The organism is uncultured Thioclava sp., from assembly GCF_913064665.1.
In the GTDB taxonomy this organism is placed as follows: Bacteria; Pseudomonadota; Alphaproteobacteria; order Rhodobacterales; family Rhodobacteraceae; genus Thioclava; species Thioclava arctica.
The window spans coordinates 22,311-38,267 of the sequence record NZ_CAJYBT010000019.1 but is presented as its reverse complement, the minus strand read 5'-3'; the positions used below and the strand labels follow the sequence as shown (position 1 = coordinate 38,267).

Annotated in this window: 16 protein-coding genes; 13 read left to right on the top strand and 3 right to left on the bottom strand. The window is 60.6% G+C overall.

Annotated elements, in window-relative coordinates; genetic code table 11:
• Positions 1–103 precede the first annotated feature (103 nt).
• The 7 genes from dnaG (at position 104) to ribD (ending at position 7,194) form a co-directional block, all read left to right on the top strand.
• Positions 104–2,056, top strand: coding sequence for a DNA primase (gene dnaG / locus QZ571_RS09940; RefSeq protein WP_295533985.1), 1,953 nt, complete (start codon positions 104–106; stop codon positions 2,054–2,056).
• 182 nt (positions 2,057–2,238) lie between these two features.
• On the top strand, positions 2,239–4,236 hold the full coding sequence (gene rpoD, locus QZ571_RS09935; protein WP_295533983.1) for an RNA polymerase sigma factor RpoD: 1,998 nt from the start codon (positions 2,239–2,241) through the stop codon (positions 4,234–4,236).
• A gap of 45 nt (positions 4,237–4,281) precedes the next feature.
• Positions 4,282–4,653, top strand: coding sequence for a hypothetical protein (locus QZ571_RS09930; RefSeq protein ID WP_295533982.1), 372 nt, complete (start codon positions 4,282–4,284; stop codon positions 4,651–4,653).
• Positions 4,654–4,729: 76 nt separating this feature from the next.
• Positions 4,730–5,068 (top strand): hypothetical protein, encoded by a 339-nt coding sequence (locus tag QZ571_RS09925; protein ID WP_295533980.1) that lies wholly within the window; start codon positions 4,730–4,732, stop codon positions 5,066–5,068.
• The gene (locus QZ571_RS09920) at positions 5,068–5,484 is read left to right on the top strand and encodes a secondary thiamine-phosphate synthase enzyme YjbQ (protein WP_295533978.1); all 417 of its coding nucleotides are present in this window, start codon (positions 5,068–5,070) and stop codon (positions 5,482–5,484) included. The genes QZ571_RS09925 and QZ571_RS09920 overlap by 1 nt, the downstream gene beginning before the upstream one ends.
• A gap of 142 nt (positions 5,485–5,626) precedes the next feature.
• Positions 5,627–6,097: a transcriptional regulator NrdR gene (nrdR, locus tag QZ571_RS09915; RefSeq protein ID WP_295533976.1), complete on the top strand. Its 471-nt coding sequence runs from the start codon at positions 5,627–5,629 to the stop codon at positions 6,095–6,097.
• A complete protein-coding gene (ribD, locus tag QZ571_RS09910; protein WP_295533974.1) occupies positions 6,094–7,194 on the top strand; it encodes a bifunctional diaminohydroxyphosphoribosylaminopyrimidine deaminase/5-amino-6-(5-phosphoribosylamino)uracil reductase RibD in 1,101 nt (366 codons plus the stop codon). Before nrdR ends, ribD begins: the two co-directional genes overlap by 4 nt.
• Here the strand turns inward: ribD and QZ571_RS09905 are convergent.
• The 3 genes from QZ571_RS09905 to QZ571_RS09895 all read right to left on the bottom strand — a co-directional run bounded on the left by QZ571_RS09905 (position 7,164) and on the right by QZ571_RS09895 (position 11,675).
• Positions 7,164–9,179, bottom strand: coding sequence for a capsular polysaccharide biosynthesis protein (locus QZ571_RS09905; protein WP_295533973.1), 2,016 nt, complete (start codon positions 9,177–9,179; stop codon positions 7,164–7,166). The two genes, ribD and QZ571_RS09905, sit on opposite strands and share 31 nt — an antisense overlap.
• On the bottom strand, positions 9,176–10,189 hold the full coding sequence (locus QZ571_RS09900) for a polysaccharide biosynthesis/export family protein (protein ID WP_295533971.1): 1,014 nt from the start codon (positions 10,187–10,189) through the stop codon (positions 9,176–9,178). The genes QZ571_RS09905 and QZ571_RS09900 overlap by 4 nt, the downstream gene beginning before the upstream one ends.
• Before the next feature lie 199 nt (positions 10,190–10,388).
• The gene (locus tag QZ571_RS09895; RefSeq protein ID WP_295533969.1) at positions 10,389–11,675 is read right to left on the bottom strand and encodes a capsule biosynthesis protein CapA; all 1,287 of its coding nucleotides are present in this window, start codon (positions 11,673–11,675) and stop codon (positions 10,389–10,391) included.
• A 209-nt stretch (positions 11,676–11,884) separates the two neighbouring features.
• On the opposite strand from QZ571_RS09895, the gene QZ571_RS09890 reads away from it, so the two are divergent.
• The 6 genes from QZ571_RS09890 to QZ571_RS09865 all read left to right on the top strand — a co-directional run bounded on the left by QZ571_RS09890 (position 11,885) and on the right by QZ571_RS09865 (position 15,939).
• Complete coding sequence (locus QZ571_RS09890) at positions 11,885–12,508, top strand: riboflavin synthase (protein WP_295533967.1); 624 nt, start codon at positions 11,885–11,887, stop codon at positions 12,506–12,508.
• Positions 12,505–13,653 (top strand): 3,4-dihydroxy-2-butanone-4-phosphate synthase, encoded by a 1,149-nt coding sequence (gene ribB / locus QZ571_RS09885; RefSeq protein WP_295533965.1) that lies wholly within the window; start codon positions 12,505–12,507, stop codon positions 13,651–13,653. The genes QZ571_RS09890 and ribB overlap by 4 nt, the downstream gene beginning before the upstream one ends.
• 3 nt (positions 13,654–13,656) lie before the next feature.
• Complete coding sequence (locus tag QZ571_RS09880; protein WP_295533963.1) at positions 13,657–14,205, top strand: 6,7-dimethyl-8-ribityllumazine synthase; 549 nt, start codon at positions 13,657–13,659, stop codon at positions 14,203–14,205.
• On the top strand, positions 14,202–14,708 hold the full coding sequence (gene nusB, locus QZ571_RS09875) for a transcription antitermination factor NusB (RefSeq protein WP_295533961.1): 507 nt from the start codon (positions 14,202–14,204) through the stop codon (positions 14,706–14,708). The genes QZ571_RS09880 and nusB overlap by 4 nt, the downstream gene beginning before the upstream one ends.
• A 129-nt stretch (positions 14,709–14,837) precedes the next feature.
• Entirely contained in the window at positions 14,838–15,194 is a 357-nt protein-coding gene (locus QZ571_RS09870; protein WP_295533959.1) for a hypothetical protein, read from the top strand.
• A gap of 394 nt (positions 15,195–15,588) precedes the next feature.
• Positions 15,589–15,939: a diacylglycerol kinase gene (locus QZ571_RS09865; RefSeq protein WP_295533957.1), complete on the top strand. Its 351-nt coding sequence runs from the start codon at positions 15,589–15,591 to the stop codon at positions 15,937–15,939.
• Positions 15,940–15,957 lie beyond the last annotated feature (18 nt).

Here is a 15,957-nt window from a genome sequence, read left to right as displayed (position 1 = left end):
TAAGGCGGGGATGGCGCCACGCGCAGCCTCAAAAGGCGAATCAGGCGCAGCTTCGCACAATCCCCCTCTCGACTCCGCGCGCGCGCCGCCCAATATAGGGGCCATGAGCCTGCCGCCCGGATTTCTTGACGAATTGCGCACCCGCACCTCGATCTCTCAGGTCGTGGGGCGCAAGGTCATTTGGGATATGCGCAAGTCCAATCAGGGCAAGGGCGATATGTGGGCGCCATGCCCGTTCCATCAGGAAAAATCCGCCAGCTTCCACGTCGATGATCGCAAGGGCTATTACTATTGTTTTGGCTGTCATGCCAAAGGCGATGCGCTGTCTTTCATTCGCGAAACCGAAAATGTGGGCTTCATGGAGGCGGTCGAGATTCTGGCGCGTGAAGCCGGGATGACGATGCCCGCGCGCGACCCCAAGGCGCAGGAAAAATCCGATCGCCGTGCCCAGTTGGCCGAGGTGATGGAGGCAGGCGTTCAGCACTACCGGCTGATGCTGTCCACTGCCGTTGGACAGGGCGCGCGCGACTATCTGGCAGGGCGCCGACTGGATGGCGAGGCGCAAAAGCGCTTTGAGATCGGTTTCGCGCCCGATCAGCGACAGGGGCTGTTTCAGGCGCTCACGGCCAAGGGCTTTGCGCCCGATCTGATCGTCGAGGCGGGGCTTTGCGCCCGACCCGACGATGGCGGTGCGCCCTATGATCGCTTTCGCGGCCGCATCATCTTTCCGATCCGCGACGGGCGGGGCCGCGCGATCAGCCTTGGCGGGCGCGCAATGGACCCCAATGCGCGGGCGAAATATCTTAACGGTCCTGAAACGACTTTGTTCGATAAGGGACGCTCGCTCTATAACCACGGGCCCGCGCGTGAGGCCTGCGGCAAGGATGCGCCGCTGGTGGTCTGCGAAGGCTATATGGACGTGATCGCGATGGTCGAGGCAGGCTTTGGCGGTGCGGTGGCCCCGCTTGGCACTGCCGTGACCGAAGATCAACTGCGCCTGATGTGGCGCATCCATGACGAGCCGATTATCGCGCTGGATGGCGACACGGCGGGCATGCGCGCGGCACTGCGGGTGGTTGATTTGGCGCTGCCACTGCTGGAGGCGGGCAAGGCGCTGCGCTTTGCGGTGATGCCTGCGGGGCTTGACCCGGACGATCTGATCAAAGCGCAGGGCAAAGAGGCGATGGCCAAGGTGCTGGCCGAGGCCAAGCCGATGGTCAGCCTGCTGTGGCAGCGCGAAATCGAGGGCAAGGTGTTTGACAGCCCCGAGCGGCGCGCCATGCTGGATAAATCCTTGCGCGCCGCGATCAAGCGCATCGCAGATCCCTCGATCCGTGCCCATTACGGTGAGGAAATCAAACGCCTGCGCTGGGATCTGTTTGGCGCAGGCCAGCGTGGAACCAAACCCCCGCAGCGGCGCGCTGATTTCAAGCCGGGCGCACGCGGCAAGGGTCGCTTTACCCCGCCGCCCAACGCGCTGCCTGAAACCCGCGCCTCACTGCTGGGCGCCGCGGTGGATGATTTGTCCGAACATCTGCGCGGGGCGATGATTCTGGGCATTTGCACGATCCATCCCGCGCTGATCGCCCCGTTCGAAGCCCAGCTAGAAGCGGTCGATCTGCGCGATCAGACCCATGACCGTTTGCGCCACCTGATGCTGGCCCAAGCCGCAACCCCGCCCGAGGAGATCATAGAAAAACTGCGCGCGCAGGTCGGTGCAGACCTTGAAAAGCTGCTCGCGCTGCCCCACCTGCGATCAGCACCCCCGATTGTTAAAGTCGACGATATCGAATTGGCGCGGATGTGTCTGGCCGAGGAGTTGGCCAAGCTTGAAGCAGCGCGAGCGATGCGCGATGAGATTGCCGATGCGATGGAGGATTTGGAGGGATTGGCAGATGAGGGTGTGACGTGGCGACTTGCACAAGCCGCAACGCTACGTCATCAGGCTGAAAGATCGAAGCTAGAGGATAACTCGGATACTGGTGAGGATCGCGCCGCCCTTTCGGCGCAGTTACAAGCCATGATCGACGGGCAAATCTGGCGCAAGAAACACTGACAGGCCGGGGGTTTGCACGCTCCGGTCGATTAAAACCGAATCATTGCTGTCACAGGGCACATCAACTTTCCGTCCAGATGCCTCGCGCCCCTGTGATTCGCCGCAACGATTCGCTACATAGATGAAATATGATTCGCTTTCGTCATAGCTTGAGTGCACGCAAGCCTGACCGAGGAGCCCACATGGCCGCCAAAGATACCGACGACACCAAATCCGACGCTCAAAGCGACGACGCCACCTCTTTCGACATGAGCCAAGCCGCCGTGAAACGGATGATCGCCGAGGCGCGCGAACGTGGCTTCATCACTTACGACCAGCTCAACAAGGTGATGCCGCCCGAACATGTTTCGGGCGACCAGATTGAAGATGTGATGTCGATGCTCTCCGAGATGGGCATCAACGTGATCGAGGCCGATGAGGCCGATGAAGAAGAAAGCCAAAACGCGAGCAGCGGTGGCGCCGTGGCGACGACGGGCGCGGGCTCTCGCGAGGTTGCGGTGTCCAGTTCGACCACGGAAACGCTGGATCGCACCGACGACCCGGTGCGGATGTATCTGCGCGAGATGGGCTCGGTCGAGCTGCTGTCGCGCGAGGGCGAGATCGCGATCGCCAAGCGCATCGAGGCTGGCCGCAATACGATGATCGCGGGCCTGTGCGAAAGCCCGCTGACCTTTCAGGCCATCACGATCTGGCGCGACGAACTTCTCAACGAAGAGATTTTGCTTCGCGATGTGATCGATCTTGAAACCACTTTCGGCAATTCGCTGGACGAAGAGGGCGAAGATGTCGTCACCGCTCCGGTGGTCGATGGTGTAGCGTCCGCGCAAGAGGAAAAATCCTCTGAGCAGGAACTCGATGCCGATGGCAACCCGATTCAGTCTGACGACGATGATGAGGATGAGGGGGCGAACCTGTCGCTGGCCGCGATGGAAGCCGCGCTCAAGCCGCGTGTTCTGGAAACGCTTGAGATCATAGCGCGTCACTATGGCGAGCTGGCCGAAATGCAGGATCTGCGGATGTCGGCGACGCTCAATGAGGATGACTCCTTCTCGGTGAACGCCGAAGCCGCCTATCAAAAACTGCGCTCGGAAATTGTTGAACTGGTGAATTCGATGCACCTGCACAACAACCGGATCGAGGCGCTGATCGACCAGCTTTACGGCATCAACCGCAAGATCATGTCGATCGATTCCGGTATGGTGAAAATCGCCGATCAGGCACGCATCAACCGTCGCGAATTCATCGAGGAATATCGCGGCTACGAACTCGACCCGACTTGGGTGGAGCGGATGATGGCGAAATCCGGCCGTGGTTGGCAGATGCTGTTCGAACGCTCTCCCGACAAAGTTGAGGAGCTGCGCGCCGAGATGGCGCAGGTCGGCCAATATGTCGGCGTCGACATTTCCGAATTCCGCCGCATCGTGAATCAGGTGCAGAAGGGCGAAAAAGAGGCCCGACAGGCCAAGAAAGAAATGGTCGAGGCCAACCTGCGCCTCGTGATTTCGATCGCCAAGAAATACACCAACCGCGGCCTGCAATTCCTTGATCTCATTCAGGAAGGCAATATCGGCCTGATGAAGGCCGTCGATAAGTTCGAATATCGCCGCGGCTATAAATTCTCGACCTATGCGACCTGGTGGATCCGTCAGGCGATCACGCGGTCTATCGCGGATCAGGCCCGCACGATCCGCATACCGGTCCATATGATCGAGACGATCAACAAGCTGGTGCGCACCGGGCGTCAGATGCTGCATGAAATCGGTCGCGAACCCACGCCCGAAGAATTGGCCGAAAAGCTGCAAATGCCGCTTGAGAAGGTGCGCAAGGTGATGAAAATCGCCAAGGAGCCGATCAGTCTTGAAACGCCGATCGGCGACGAGGAAGACAGCCAGCTTGGCGATTTCATCGAAGACAAGAACGCAGTTCTGCCGCTGGATTCCGCCATTCAGGAGAACCTGAAGGAAACCACGACCCGCGTTCTGGCTAGCCTTACTCCGCGCGAAGAACGTGTGCTGCGGATGCGCTTTGGGATCGGGATGAACACTGATCACACGCTGGAAGAGGTCGGCCAGCAGTTCAGCGTGACCCGCGAACGGATCCGCCAGATCGAGGCGAAGGCGTTGCGCAAGCTGAAGCATCCCAGCCGGAGCCGCAAGCTGCGGAGTTTCTTGGATCAGTAAGAATTGCGCCCCCGCGAGGGGGCGTTTTCAATCCTCGGGGGCAAAATGAAAGCTTTGATGGTTGCCATTTCGCTGGCTTGCGCATCGCTCGCGGGCATCGCGCAAGCTGATGCCAAAAAGCAGTTTTACATCCCCGATAAGCCGGCAGGTTTGATCTACCTCTTCACCTGCAAGGCTGCCTCGAAAGATGAGGCAGCTGCAAAATGGGCGCAGGCTCGCGTGGTTTTTGAGAGCAAATATCGCGACACCGCCGCCAAGCTTGAGCTTGAGACCAAGGCGCAGCGCGCCACGGGCAAGCTGCCAAGCCAAGACGAGATGGCCGCCCACGACAAGCGCTTCAAGGCCCATAAACACGATCTTGACGCTGATCTGGCGCGGTTTGGCTGCCAAATGGACGGGCTGATGCACATGCCCTAAGCGCGCGTAGCATGATCCGTCTTTCGCAACGCCTATACGGCTGCTACCCTTGCCAAAACCCAGACGGAGCCTGCACATGACCCGCCTTCTACTCCTCGCCCCTTTCGCCCTCGCGGCTTGTCAGATGGATGGAATGTCCCCTGCGGGCGCGCCGCGCATGGATCAACAGGGCACCTGCTTTCTCTATGTAGTAGAGGAGGGCAATGAGCGCTACACGTTGGTGTCTGGCGTCGGCGATGGCACGCCCACACCCAAGGCGATTGTGAAAAAGGGGCTGACAGCCGGCGCGCTGGACGCAGCCTTTGCTCGCGAGCGCAAGACAATGGATATCAATCCCGAATGTCTGGCAATCGTGGCGACCGATCGCACGCAGGCCCGTCCTGCACCCAAGGTTGATGCCAAGCCCAAATCCTGATGCACCGCGCCTTTGAGATCGCAACACGCGGCCCGGGCCTGTATGAGTTCACCCGCGACGTTGCCGCTTGGGTTGCGGGATGCGACCGTGACGAGGCGCTGCTGAGTTTGATGGTGCGCCACACCTCGGCCAGCCTGCTCATTCAGGAAAATGCAGACCCCGAGGTACGCAGCGATCTGACCGAATTTTTCCATCGCCTCGTGCCGCCTACAACCGACCCATCGATGGCCTATATCACCCACACCTATGAAGGGCCCGATGATATGCCAGCCCATATCAAGGCGTCTCTTTTGCCGGTGAGCTTGCAGATTCCCATCATTTCTGGCCGGATGATGCTTGGAACATGGCAAGGAATTTACCTTTTCGAACATCGCACCGCCCCGCACCTCCGTGAGGTGATCGCCCTGTTGCGTTGAGTCCGTCCGGCCACATCCTGCCGCCATATCTAGCGCGTTCACATTTTTTCTACCCAAATCTTTGGGGGTGGGCTAAGGTCTTGTGGGTAAGCGGGGCGTAAAGACCCTAGATAGCGGCGGGACAAGGAAAAAGGGGGATGCCATGCGCTGCCCATTTTGTGGAAATGTCGATACTCAGGTGAAAGATAGCCGCCCGGCCGAGGATCATGTTGCGATCCGGCGTCGGCGGTTTTGCCCGGCATGTGGTGGTCGTTTCACGACCTATGAACGGGTGCAACTGCGCGACCTGGTGGTCATCAAGACCTCTGGCAAGCGCGAAGATTTTGATCGTGACAAGCTTGAACGCTCGATCCGGATCGCGATGCAAAAACGCCCCGTTGATCCGGAACGCATTGATCAGATGATCTCGGGTATCGTGCGCCGACTGGAAAGCATGGGGGAGACTGATATTTCTTCCAAGATCATCGGTGAGATCGTGATGGAGACATTGGCGCGGATCGATACCGTTGGCTATGTGCGTTTTGCAAGCGTTTACAAGAACTTCCAAGAAGCAGACGATTTCGACAAATTCGTCTCCGAACTGCGCCCGCCGATTGGTGGCGACGGCGAGTGAGCGAGGCCGACCGTCGGTTCATGCGGCTTGCGCTTGGGCTTGCGGCGCGGGGTTTGGGCAATGTGTGGCCCAACCCGGCTGTCGGCTGCGTGATCGTCAAAGAGGGGCGGATCGTGGGGCGCGGATGGACGCAGCCCGGCGGTCGCCCGCATGCCGAGGTGCGCGCGTTGGCGCAAGCGGGCGCGGCTGCGCAAGGCGCGACCGTCTATGTCACGCTTGAGCCCTGCGCCCATCACGGAAAAACCCCACCTTGCGCCGAAGCGCTGATCGCGGCCAAGGTGGCTCGGGTCGTCACGGCGCTGCAAGATCCCGATCCGCGCGTGAAAGGGGCAGGCCACGCCAAGCTGCGCGCGGCGGGGATCGCGGTCAGCGAGGGCGTTCTTGAGGCTCAGGCGCGCGCCGCACAAGCCGGATTTTTGACCCGCATCACCAAGGCGCGGCCATGGCTGGCCCTGAAACTAGCCACGAGCTTTGACGGGCGCATAGCGACCGCAAGCGGTGAAAGCCAATGGATTACCGGCCCGCAAGCGCGCGCCCATGTGCATGCGCTGCGGGCGCAATTTGATGCGGTGATAGTGGGGGGCGGCACGGCGCGCGCCGATGACCCGCTGCTCACCGTGCGCCGCTTTCAGCCTAAACTTGCGCCAGTGCGCGTGGTGGCAAGCAAGGGGCTCGACTTGCCGCGCAACGTCTTGGCGGGGTCGCTGGAACAGGCGCCGCTATGGCTGCTGCATGGTCCCGATGCGCCTGCGGAGGCGCGCGCCTTCTGGCGCAGCGCGGGGGCCGAGTTGCATGAGATTTCAGTTTCCGATCAACAGCTTGATCTTGAAGCTGCGCTGCAGGCTCTTGGAACGCTCGGTCTGACGCGGGTATTTTGTGAAGGCGGGGGCGCGTTTGGTGCGGCTTTGTTGCGCGCGAGCCTTGTGGATGAATTGATTGGCTACACTGCGGGCCTTGCTTTGGGGTCAGAGGGGCGGCCCGGCTTGGGGGCGCTTGGTCTTGCTCGGCTTGGCGATGCGGCGCGTTTCGAATTGGTGGAAAGCCGGGCGATCGGTGGCGATCTCTATCACCGCTGGCGTCGCCAGACCCACGCATAAGAGGCAAAAACCCCCTGTAGTTTCGCGATGCTTCGGTTGAAAGGGCCTGGCCGGGGCAGGCGACCCGAGGCCAAGCGTTCAACTGCGACCTCGACCGGGCAGGGCAACCCGCTGATCGGGTCGCGATAGCGCGGGTATGCAATCAGCGCGGCATGCACCAGCTGCACCAGATCGGGCCGCGCTTTGCGCCGATCCGGTACCACACCCAGATCGCGCGTAAGCCCCCAGCCTGCGTAAAACGGCGCACCAGTCGTGGTCACCCTCTTGCCCCGCAACAGCGCCTCAAAACCCAAAAGCGAGGTCATGGTCCAGACCTCGTCAACCGCATCGATCAACGCGATAGGGTCGGATTTGTGCAAGACTAGATCGGCATATTTAAGCGCTTCTTCATCGCTCAAATGGCCAAGGCGCAGCCCTGCCTCAACATCCGGGTGAGGTTTAAAAAGAACAATCGCATCGGGGTTTTCCGCCCGCACTTTTGCCAATAACATCGCATTTGTGCAAACTTCGCCCGCGCCGAGACGAATGGAGGCGTCGTCTTCGACTTGCCCTGGCACCAGAATACGGTGGCCTTCAGGCAAGTCTGGCATATCGCCGCCAAGGTTGTATTTCGACAATTTCATGTCGCGCAGATATGCGATCAACCGCTCTGTGCGCATCCGTTCCCCGGGGGGCGGCTCTTGCGCGATAAGAGCTTCTAGGTCGCTTGGCTTGCTCGGATCATAATAGATACCCGTACGATCCCGGATCAGCGAAATCGGAGCAATCAGATCGGCACCCAAGCCGCGTGAGCGCAAGAACCCATCTTCCAGATTGATCACATTGTCTGCCTGCGCGTCGCTCTGGCGCGAGGCCCAGCACAGATAGGGGCGGACAGGATCACGATGGCGACCAAAGCGCACCCGCCCGTAGCGTCCGAAAAACTGCCGCAGATGGGCGCGTTTCCAAAGCGACATGGACCCCATGACATAGCCGTTGCGATCTTCGCGCCATGCCCGCACTTCGGCCTCAAGATGATCCACAGCCGCTTCGAAACTGCAAATCTGGCCGCGACACGGATCAAACCATGTTGGTGCGAGGATATGGGACACTGCGAAGATTTGCGCGCGCGTCACTTTGCGTTCGCGGCGCGCGACGGGATTTTCATCCAGCGTAAGCCCCCATCCCGCATAGAAAGGCTGGCCAAAGACCCGCGGTTTATGCCCGGCCAAGATCGCCTCATAGCCCATCAATGACGACACGGTATAGACCGCAATCGCGCCCTCAAGCAGCGCCCAAGGCGATATGGGGGCGTCGCAAATCCGCGTGTTAGCATCTCCGCTTTGGGCATCGAAATGCCCCGGGCGATGCCCGTCACGGCTTTCGGGATGGGTCTTGATGATGATCGGCACTGTCGGATTTTCGATCCGCGCCACCGCCAACATCTCGCGAAACATCGCGGCATTCCCACGCCCATGAGTGATCGAGGCATCGCCACGGGTCTGATCTATGACCAAGACATAGCCGGGTTCGGGCGCAGGCAGGTCAGGATCGAAATTGTTGTATTTCGACAAGTTCAGGGCCTTGATCCGCGCCATTCCATCGCGTGCACGTTGTAAAATGGCAGTATCGTCAAGCGGCTCGCTTGCCAGAAGGCGTTCCATGCGGGACGGTGTCGTGCTGTCGAAATGTACGCCGTCCGGGTCGATGAGCACGCCAAGCGGTGCCTCGCCCGCGCGCCCCGGATGGATCGAGCGCAAGAACGCATCCTCAAGACGGATCAAACCAGCCCCGTATTTCGCCGCAACCGCCTCGCCGCGTGCAGCAAAGGGCGAGCGGCCCCATACCATCACCTGATCGTCGGGTTTGGGCAGGCCGACGCGCAACTGATAGCCCGACGCGCGCAAGATGGTGCGTAGGCGTTTCTGGCGTAGCAACCCGCCGTTATAAAAGAAAAGCCGCCGGGAGTGGCTCCCGGCGGCTCTTCGTTCCTGGAATGCGCTCATAGTTTCCCAGCGAGCGTGTTGAGCGTATTTACCGTGCCAATCGGAGCCGTCAGTGCGGACAGCGTTTTCTGCCATTGCACGAAGGGCGCTTCGGTCACATAGACCGTGTCACCATCACGGATCGCGAAGTCGCGGGCCATGAACATGCCATTCGGTTCGGTCAGATCGAGCACATAGATCATGCGCTGATCGCCCACCAAATCGCTGCGTCCAAGTACTTTCATTGCGATATCGGCCGACTCGTTGCGCAGCACGAAAACACCGGTTGGATCGGCGAGGTTGGATTGCAGTCCGCCCACGGTCGCGATCGCCTCAAGCGCCGAGAGCGTCTGCGTTTCGAACGGCACGCGCGCTTGGCTGCCCGTTGCCCCGAGCGCGGTGAAGGCGCGCTGGTCTTTCTCGACCAAAATCACGTCATTGGCGCGCAGCGCGATGTCCATTTTCGGATTGTCGTACAGATCTTTGAGCCAAACCGACTCTGCAAGATTGCCGCGTTTGACGGTGATCCGGGCCACTTCGGCGGGGATCGACACGCCGCCCGCATGCGCCAGCATTGCCGACAGCGTGCGGGTTGGGCGCTCGATCGGATACACGCCTTGGCCATTGATTGCGCCCATCACCGACACGGTCGCACCATCGCCCGCCGTGCGGGTGACCAACACCTGTGGATCGGGCGTTTGGGCGTCAAGTTTGGAGGTGATGACGCGGCGCAACCCATCGGGTGTGTTGCCCGCAGCTTTGATACGCCCCGCATAGGGAACGAAAATATAGCCCGCGCCATCGACCTGCACCTGTTGCAGTTGGGTGGCGTTGGTGCCCTTGCCAGCGAGCAGCCCGTCATCGACGTTTTCCCAGATCGTCAGGCTCAGCGTGTCGCCAGGACGGATCGTATCCGACCCGATCGGCCCGGCATTGATGAAATTCGACGAAAACCCGAGCGAGGGTTGCACGGCCGTTTCGCGCGTGACGAAATCATTCACCTTGACGACAAAGGCATCGCCTTTGCGCATTACGGAGCCTGAGAAAATTTCACGTTTATTGGGTCCGGGCCGCGGAAGGGCACAAGACGCCGTCAAAAGCGTTGCGGAAAGGCCCGTCAAAACGGCCCTCCTGGTCGTATTTGCTGTCACTGCTCGAGCTCCTTTTTCGGGATGCTGCTTGTTGTTTTGCAGCCACGCTACTCAAAAAGCTGACAAAAAACCAGTTCTACTATTTTACAACCCGCAACTGTTGCCGAGGTGCCGCTTTGCCTTGCGAGAGCGCATCATAGGGGTCTTCGAGGGCCAAGATCATATCCACCACTTGGCGCAAAAGCGCGCGTCTGGCACGGGCCGAGTAGAAGCCGCCGGGCACTTGGCTGGTTTCCAGAAGGTAGTGACGATAGTCGCGATAGGCGCGCGCATCGGGCCGGGTGGGGGCGTGAAAAAACGCCTCGATCGGTTGAGCCGAGGTAAATTCCGGCTTGTCGAACACCGCCCGGCCAAAGCATTTCACGGGCAAGCCGCGCCACAGCGCTTGCTGGGCTGCGGTCGAATTCACCGTAACCGCCGAGCGCGCCTGCGAGAGCAGCCCCGCCAGCTTGCCACCGCGCACGAAATGCACCCGTTCGCGCAGCCCCAGCCGGTCGGCAGCGCTCAAAATGGCGTCGCGGATCGGGGCGCGTCCATCTTCGAGCGGATGCGCCTTGAACACGAGGTGGTGGTGGCGCGGCGCGCCGTTGGTAAAGCCTGCCATCACGGTGTCGATAAACTCGGTCTGGCTGGTGAACTGCGAATGCATCTGAAAGCTGGCATCATGTTCTAGCTGCAACAGCACCAAATGATAGGGAAATCCGCCATATTTGATCCGCGCGGTCGCGATCTGGCGCTCCATCATATGCAACGGCAAAAGCATCAGCCGGTTCAGCCAAAGGCGGAATTCAGCAATGACGGACAGGCTGCGATGGGGGCGGAATTTGCGATAGGGTCCGTTTCGCACCATCACGAAGAAATGGTAGAGTGCGCCGTAGAAAATATGGTGGCGCGTGTCGCCCCAGCGCGGCGGGGCATCGGGAAACTCGATCTCCATCCGTGCCAACGCGGCGCGCATCTGCGCCACGCTCATCTCCATCAGGCGCGAATGCCCATTTGATCCGCCGCGTTCGTAGCTCACCCAGTAGGGGCGCAAATAGCCCTCTTCAAAGACGTGCACGGTCAGCCCTGCTGCGCGCGCCGCCGCGACCGCTTGGGCGTGGATCGGGCGGGTGTCGCCATAGAGAACCAGATCGGTGATGCCCTTGTCTGCAATGAGTTGCGCGAAATGGGCAGGCCAGTCATCAGGCGCGCCCTGATAGCGGATCAGAGAGGCGCGATCGAACCAGAAATTCTCGTCGCCCTTGTTAAAGCTGACTCGCCAGACCGTGGCACCTGCGGCGCGCAACATCTTGCCCAACTGGTGAAAGAAGGGCCCATGAGGCCCTTGTAACAGCAGGAAGTGGCGGTCGGTTGCGGCAGTCATCGCAAGTCAGATCCTTAGGTTGCGCTTGGCAATCGCGCATTTGCGACATGAAGTCACTGGTATTTCGCTATTTTTAACGCCTGTTGCGGCAAATTTAGGGCGCAAACGCGAAGATGTGGTTAATTGCTGCAGGGTGTCTGTGCGCGCGCAACCTTGCAGCGGGGCCGCGCGCGGGCTAGTTGAAAGCCGCAATCTGAGGGGAGAGACCGATGTTTACCGGGATCGTGACCGATATCGGAGTGGTGCTGGAGCTAGAGCAACGCGGCGATCTGCGCGCGCGCATCGGCACGCAATATGACGTGGCCGGGATCGAGATTGGCGCGTCGATCGCTTGCGATGGCTGCTGTCTGACCGTGATCGCCACGGGCAGCACGCCGCAAAACTGGTTTGACGTTGAAATCTCGGCCGAGAGTCTGGCCAAGACCAATATCGGCGGGCGCGGCAACGATAGCAGCGGTGGCTGGCAGGTCGGCAAGCAGATCAACCTTGAGCGCGCGCTGAAAGTCGGCGACGAGCTCGGCGGGCATATCGTGTCGGGCCATGTCGATGGCGTGGCGCAGATCGAGGCGATGGTGGATGAGGGCGACAGCACGCGGTTTACCTTTCGCGTGCCCGAGGGTTTGGCGAAATTCATCGCGCCCAAGGGCTCGGTTGCGCTTAATGGCACCTCGCTGACGGTGAATGAGGTCGATGGCGACTGTTTCGGCGTCAACATCATTCCCCATACCAAACAGGTCACGAACTGGGGTCAGGCCAAGGCCGGTGATCGCATCAATCTCGAAATCGACACGCTCGCGCGCTATGTCGCGCGGCTGCAGGAGTGGCAGGTATGAACACGCCCAAACCAGTGGATAAATCCGGCACCCACGACGTTCCCGGTGCGGTTGAGAAAAGCCTGCGCGATGCGATCTCGCCCACCGAAGAGATCATCGAAGAGGCCCGCGCGGGTCGCATGGTCATTTTGGTCGATCACGAGGATCGCGAGAATGAGGGCGATCTGTATATTCCGGCTGAGAAATGCACTCCCGAGGCGGTGAATTTCATGGCCACCTTTGGGCGCGGTCTGATCTGCTTGCCGCTGACCGCCGAGCGGGTCGAGCAACTGGGGCTGCCCCCGATGGTGCGCGCCAATTCGATGCGCCACGAGACCGCATTTACCGTCACTATCGAGGCGCGCGAAGGCATCACGACTGGAATCTCGGCGCATGATCGTGCGCAGACAGTGGCCGTGGCGATCAACCCTGCAAAGGGTGCGCAAGATCTCGCAACACCGGGGCATGTATTCCCGCTGCGCGCGCGCGACGGCGGCGTGCTGGTGCGTGCCGGTCATACCGAGGCGGCAGTCGATGTCGCGCGTCTGGCTGGGCTGAAACCGGCCGGAGTGATCTGCGAGATCATGGGCGATGACGGCCACATGTCGCGCCTGCCCGAGCTGATCGCATTCGGCCAGAAACACGGCCTCAAAATTGGCACGATTTCCGACCTGATCGCTTATCGGCGCCGTCACGACAATCTCGTGCGCGAGGTCGCGCGTCAGCCCGTCACCTCCAGCCATGGCGGGGATTGGGAAATGCGCGTCTTTACCGATCAGGCCGAGGGTGTGGATCATATCGTGCTGGTGAAGGGCGATATCACCACGCCTGACCCGGTGCTGGTGCGCACTCATTCGCTCAATGTGCTGGATGATGTGCTGGGCATCGGTCCGGGCCCTTCGGACGAGGTGCGTCGCGCGATGGAGATCGTCGCGCGCGAGGGGCGCGGTGCGGTCTGCCTGTTCCGTGACCCCTCCGCCAAGCTGCTGCGCGAGGAAGAGCAAGGCCCGCGCACGATCAAACAGATCGGGCTTGGTTCGCAGATCCTGTCCTCGATGGGGCTGCATGACCTGATTTTGCTGACCGATAACCCGCAGACGAAATATGTCGGCCTTGAGGCTTACGGGCTGCGCATCGTCGGCACACAACCGATTACGGAGGGCTGACCCATGGCGTCAAACGAGACCCATCACATCCTTGATCTGCCCAGCTTCGACGGTGCGCCCCGCCTGCTGATCGTCGTCGCGCCCTATTACAAGGACATCGCCGACAATCTGGTTGCGGGCGCGCGCGCCACGGCCAAGCAGGCAGGTGCGCATGTCGATCTGATCGAGGTGCCCGGCGCGCTGGAAATTCCCACGGCGATCGCAATGGCCGCGCGCATGGCCGATTACGATGGCTTCGTCGCGCTGGGCTGCGTGATCCGGGGGGAGACCACGCATTACGACACCGTTTGCAACGATAGTTCGCGCGGCTTGACGCTGCTCGGACTTGAGGGAATTTGCATCGGCAATGGCATCCTGACGGTCGAGACCTATGATCAGGCGGCGGTGCGCGCCGACCCTGCAGATCAAAACAAAGGTGGCGGTGCGGCGGCTGCGGCCTTGCATCTGATCTCATTGTCGCGCAAATGGGCTCGCCGGACGAAGGGTATCGGGTTCAAACCTACCGAGTCCTTTCGCATCGCCGGCGAGCCAGACGGATCGAGCAACGCATGACTGAGCACAGCGCCGAAGACGCGCCCAAGCGCCCCAAACCCACGCTGGAAGAAAAGCGCCAGATGAAATCTGCCTCGCGGCTTTATGCCGTGCAGGCGCTGTTTCAGATGGAGGCCGCAGGGCAGGGCGCAGATCGCGTGCGCGCTGAATTTGAGACCCATCGCTTTGGCGCAAGCTACGAAGATCAGGGCGAGATGGCCGAGGGCGATACCAACCTGTTTCGCCGTCTGATTGATGATGCGGTAACCTGGCAGGCCAGGATTGACCAAGCGACGGATCAAGCCTTGGTGGCGAAATGGCCGATCGACCGGATCGACCCGGTGCTGCGCGCGCTGTTTCGTGCGGCTGGCGCAGAACTGTCGACCCCCGCGACCCCGCCCAAGGTTGTGATTACCGAATTCGTTGATGTGGCGCGCGCCTTCTTTCCCGAGGGAAAAGAGCCGAAATTCGTGAATGCCGTGCTGGATCATATGGCGCATGCATTGCGCCCCGACGCGTTCTGAACCGCCCTTTTGCGCGTTTGCGACCACTTGCCACGGGCCAATTGCCGCCGATTAAGGGTGTTTCAACGAATCCCCACTAGAATTCGGGCAAATCTGCGTTACTCTCAGGGTAAGCAAAGGGGTTTCATCATGCCTGAACTCGTCCACCTCTATATCAAGAACGTTATCTTTGGCTTTTTCATTGCACTGGCCTTTGTCGGCCTGCTGCTGTGGTTCAATATTGGCAATCTGTGGCACCTGATCTCGACCTCCGACATCGGCTATATCGCGGTCGCGCTGCTGGTTGTGTTCAACACGGTGGTGTTTTCCGGCGTGCAATTTGCCATCGCGGTGATGCGCATGGCCTCGGAAGATGACGGGGCTTCGGGGGGCAAGCGCGACGCGATTCCCACGATGCACGCCGCTGAACGCTTGGCGATTCGCATCCCCGTGGAAGAGGGGCGCACGCGGCGCCAGATTGATCAGCAACTCAAACGCCGTCGCTGATACCCGCGACTGCCGACGTTATCGTGATATTGCAAAAGCCCCGTCCGATCCGGCGGGGCTTTGTGCTGCGCAGAACGCGCTTGGGTGACGGAAACCGCAGCAACCGTGGAAGGCGAGAGTTCCCGGGAGACCTGAAAGATCAGGTGGGCGCCAGATAACAAGGCCAGGGCCACGACAGAGCCAGCCCCCTCAGGAAAGGTATAGGCCACTGGAAAAGGGCCTCACACGCATCGAGCAGTAACCGTCGCCCCACAGATAGGCGCACAAACACGCGCCGACAAGGGGGACGCAAGCAGCTTCAGCAAAGCGTCGCCACTGCGACATCTTGGCACTTAGGCACGGCGCGCGCGTCCCGTATCCTAGCGCGATCAAGACGCGCGAACAGGATGATGCCATGAGCGAGACAGAGACAGCGCAGGCCCCTCCTGCGCGCGCCGGAATTGGCCCGGTATTGGAGCGGATCTGGCGCGTCGAGGCGCTGCGATACGAGGTCTTGGCGGCGTTCTTGTTGCTGCCGGTTCTGGTCGCAGGCCATGCGCGCGCGATTGATTATGTCCTGTATTTCCTGCTGGTTGCGGCGCTTTTTGTCGCCGAGATGTTTCGCACGCTTGCCGAGGATTTGCTGCGTTTGATTCCGCCAGAGGGTCTGGCACAGGCCGCCCTGATTGCGCGCGGCGCAAGCCTTGGCACAACGATTTTGCGCGCCTGTATCGTTGTGCTTTTGGGCTGGGTGTTGCTTGGCTGAAAGCGCCAGCGTAGCGGG

Coding starts and splice junctions, on each gene's coding strand:
- dnaG (WP_295533985.1), top strand. CDS start 104: ATGAGCCTGCCGCCCGGATTTCTTGACGAATTGCGCACCCGCACCTCG.
- rpoD (WP_295533983.1), top strand. CDS start 2,239: ATGGCCGCCAAAGATACCGACGACACCAAATCCGACGCTCAAAGCGAC.
- QZ571_RS09930 (WP_295533982.1), top strand. CDS start 4,282: ATGAAAGCTTTGATGGTTGCCATTTCGCTGGCTTGCGCATCGCTCGCG.
- QZ571_RS09925 (WP_295533980.1), top strand. CDS start 4,730: ATGACCCGCCTTCTACTCCTCGCCCCTTTCGCCCTCGCGGCTTGTCAG.
- QZ571_RS09920 (WP_295533978.1), top strand. CDS start 5,068: ATGCACCGCGCCTTTGAGATCGCAACACGCGGCCCGGGCCTGTATGAG.
- nrdR (WP_295533976.1), top strand. CDS start 5,627: ATGCGCTGCCCATTTTGTGGAAATGTCGATACTCAGGTGAAAGATAGC.
- QZ571_RS09905 (WP_295533973.1), bottom strand. CDS start 9,179: ATGAGCGCATTCCAGGAACGAAGAGCCGCCGGGAGCCACTCCCGGCGG.
- QZ571_RS09900 (WP_295533971.1), bottom strand. CDS start 10,189: ATGCGCAAAGGCGATGCCTTTGTCGTCAAGGTGAATGATTTCGTCACG.
- QZ571_RS09895 (WP_295533969.1), bottom strand. CDS start 11,675: ATGACTGCCGCAACCGACCGCCACTTCCTGCTGTTACAAGGGCCTCAT.
- QZ571_RS09890 (WP_295533967.1), top strand. CDS start 11,885: ATGTTTACCGGGATCGTGACCGATATCGGAGTGGTGCTGGAGCTAGAG.
- ribB (WP_295533965.1), top strand. CDS start 12,505: ATGAACACGCCCAAACCAGTGGATAAATCCGGCACCCACGACGTTCCC.
- QZ571_RS09880 (WP_295533963.1), top strand. CDS start 13,657: ATGGCGTCAAACGAGACCCATCACATCCTTGATCTGCCCAGCTTCGAC.
- nusB (WP_295533961.1), top strand. CDS start 14,202: ATGACTGAGCACAGCGCCGAAGACGCGCCCAAGCGCCCCAAACCCACG.
- QZ571_RS09870 (WP_295533959.1), top strand. CDS start 14,838: ATGCCTGAACTCGTCCACCTCTATATCAAGAACGTTATCTTTGGCTTT.
- QZ571_RS09865 (WP_295533957.1), top strand. CDS start 15,589: ATGAGCGAGACAGAGACAGCGCAGGCCCCTCCTGCGCGCGCCGGAATT.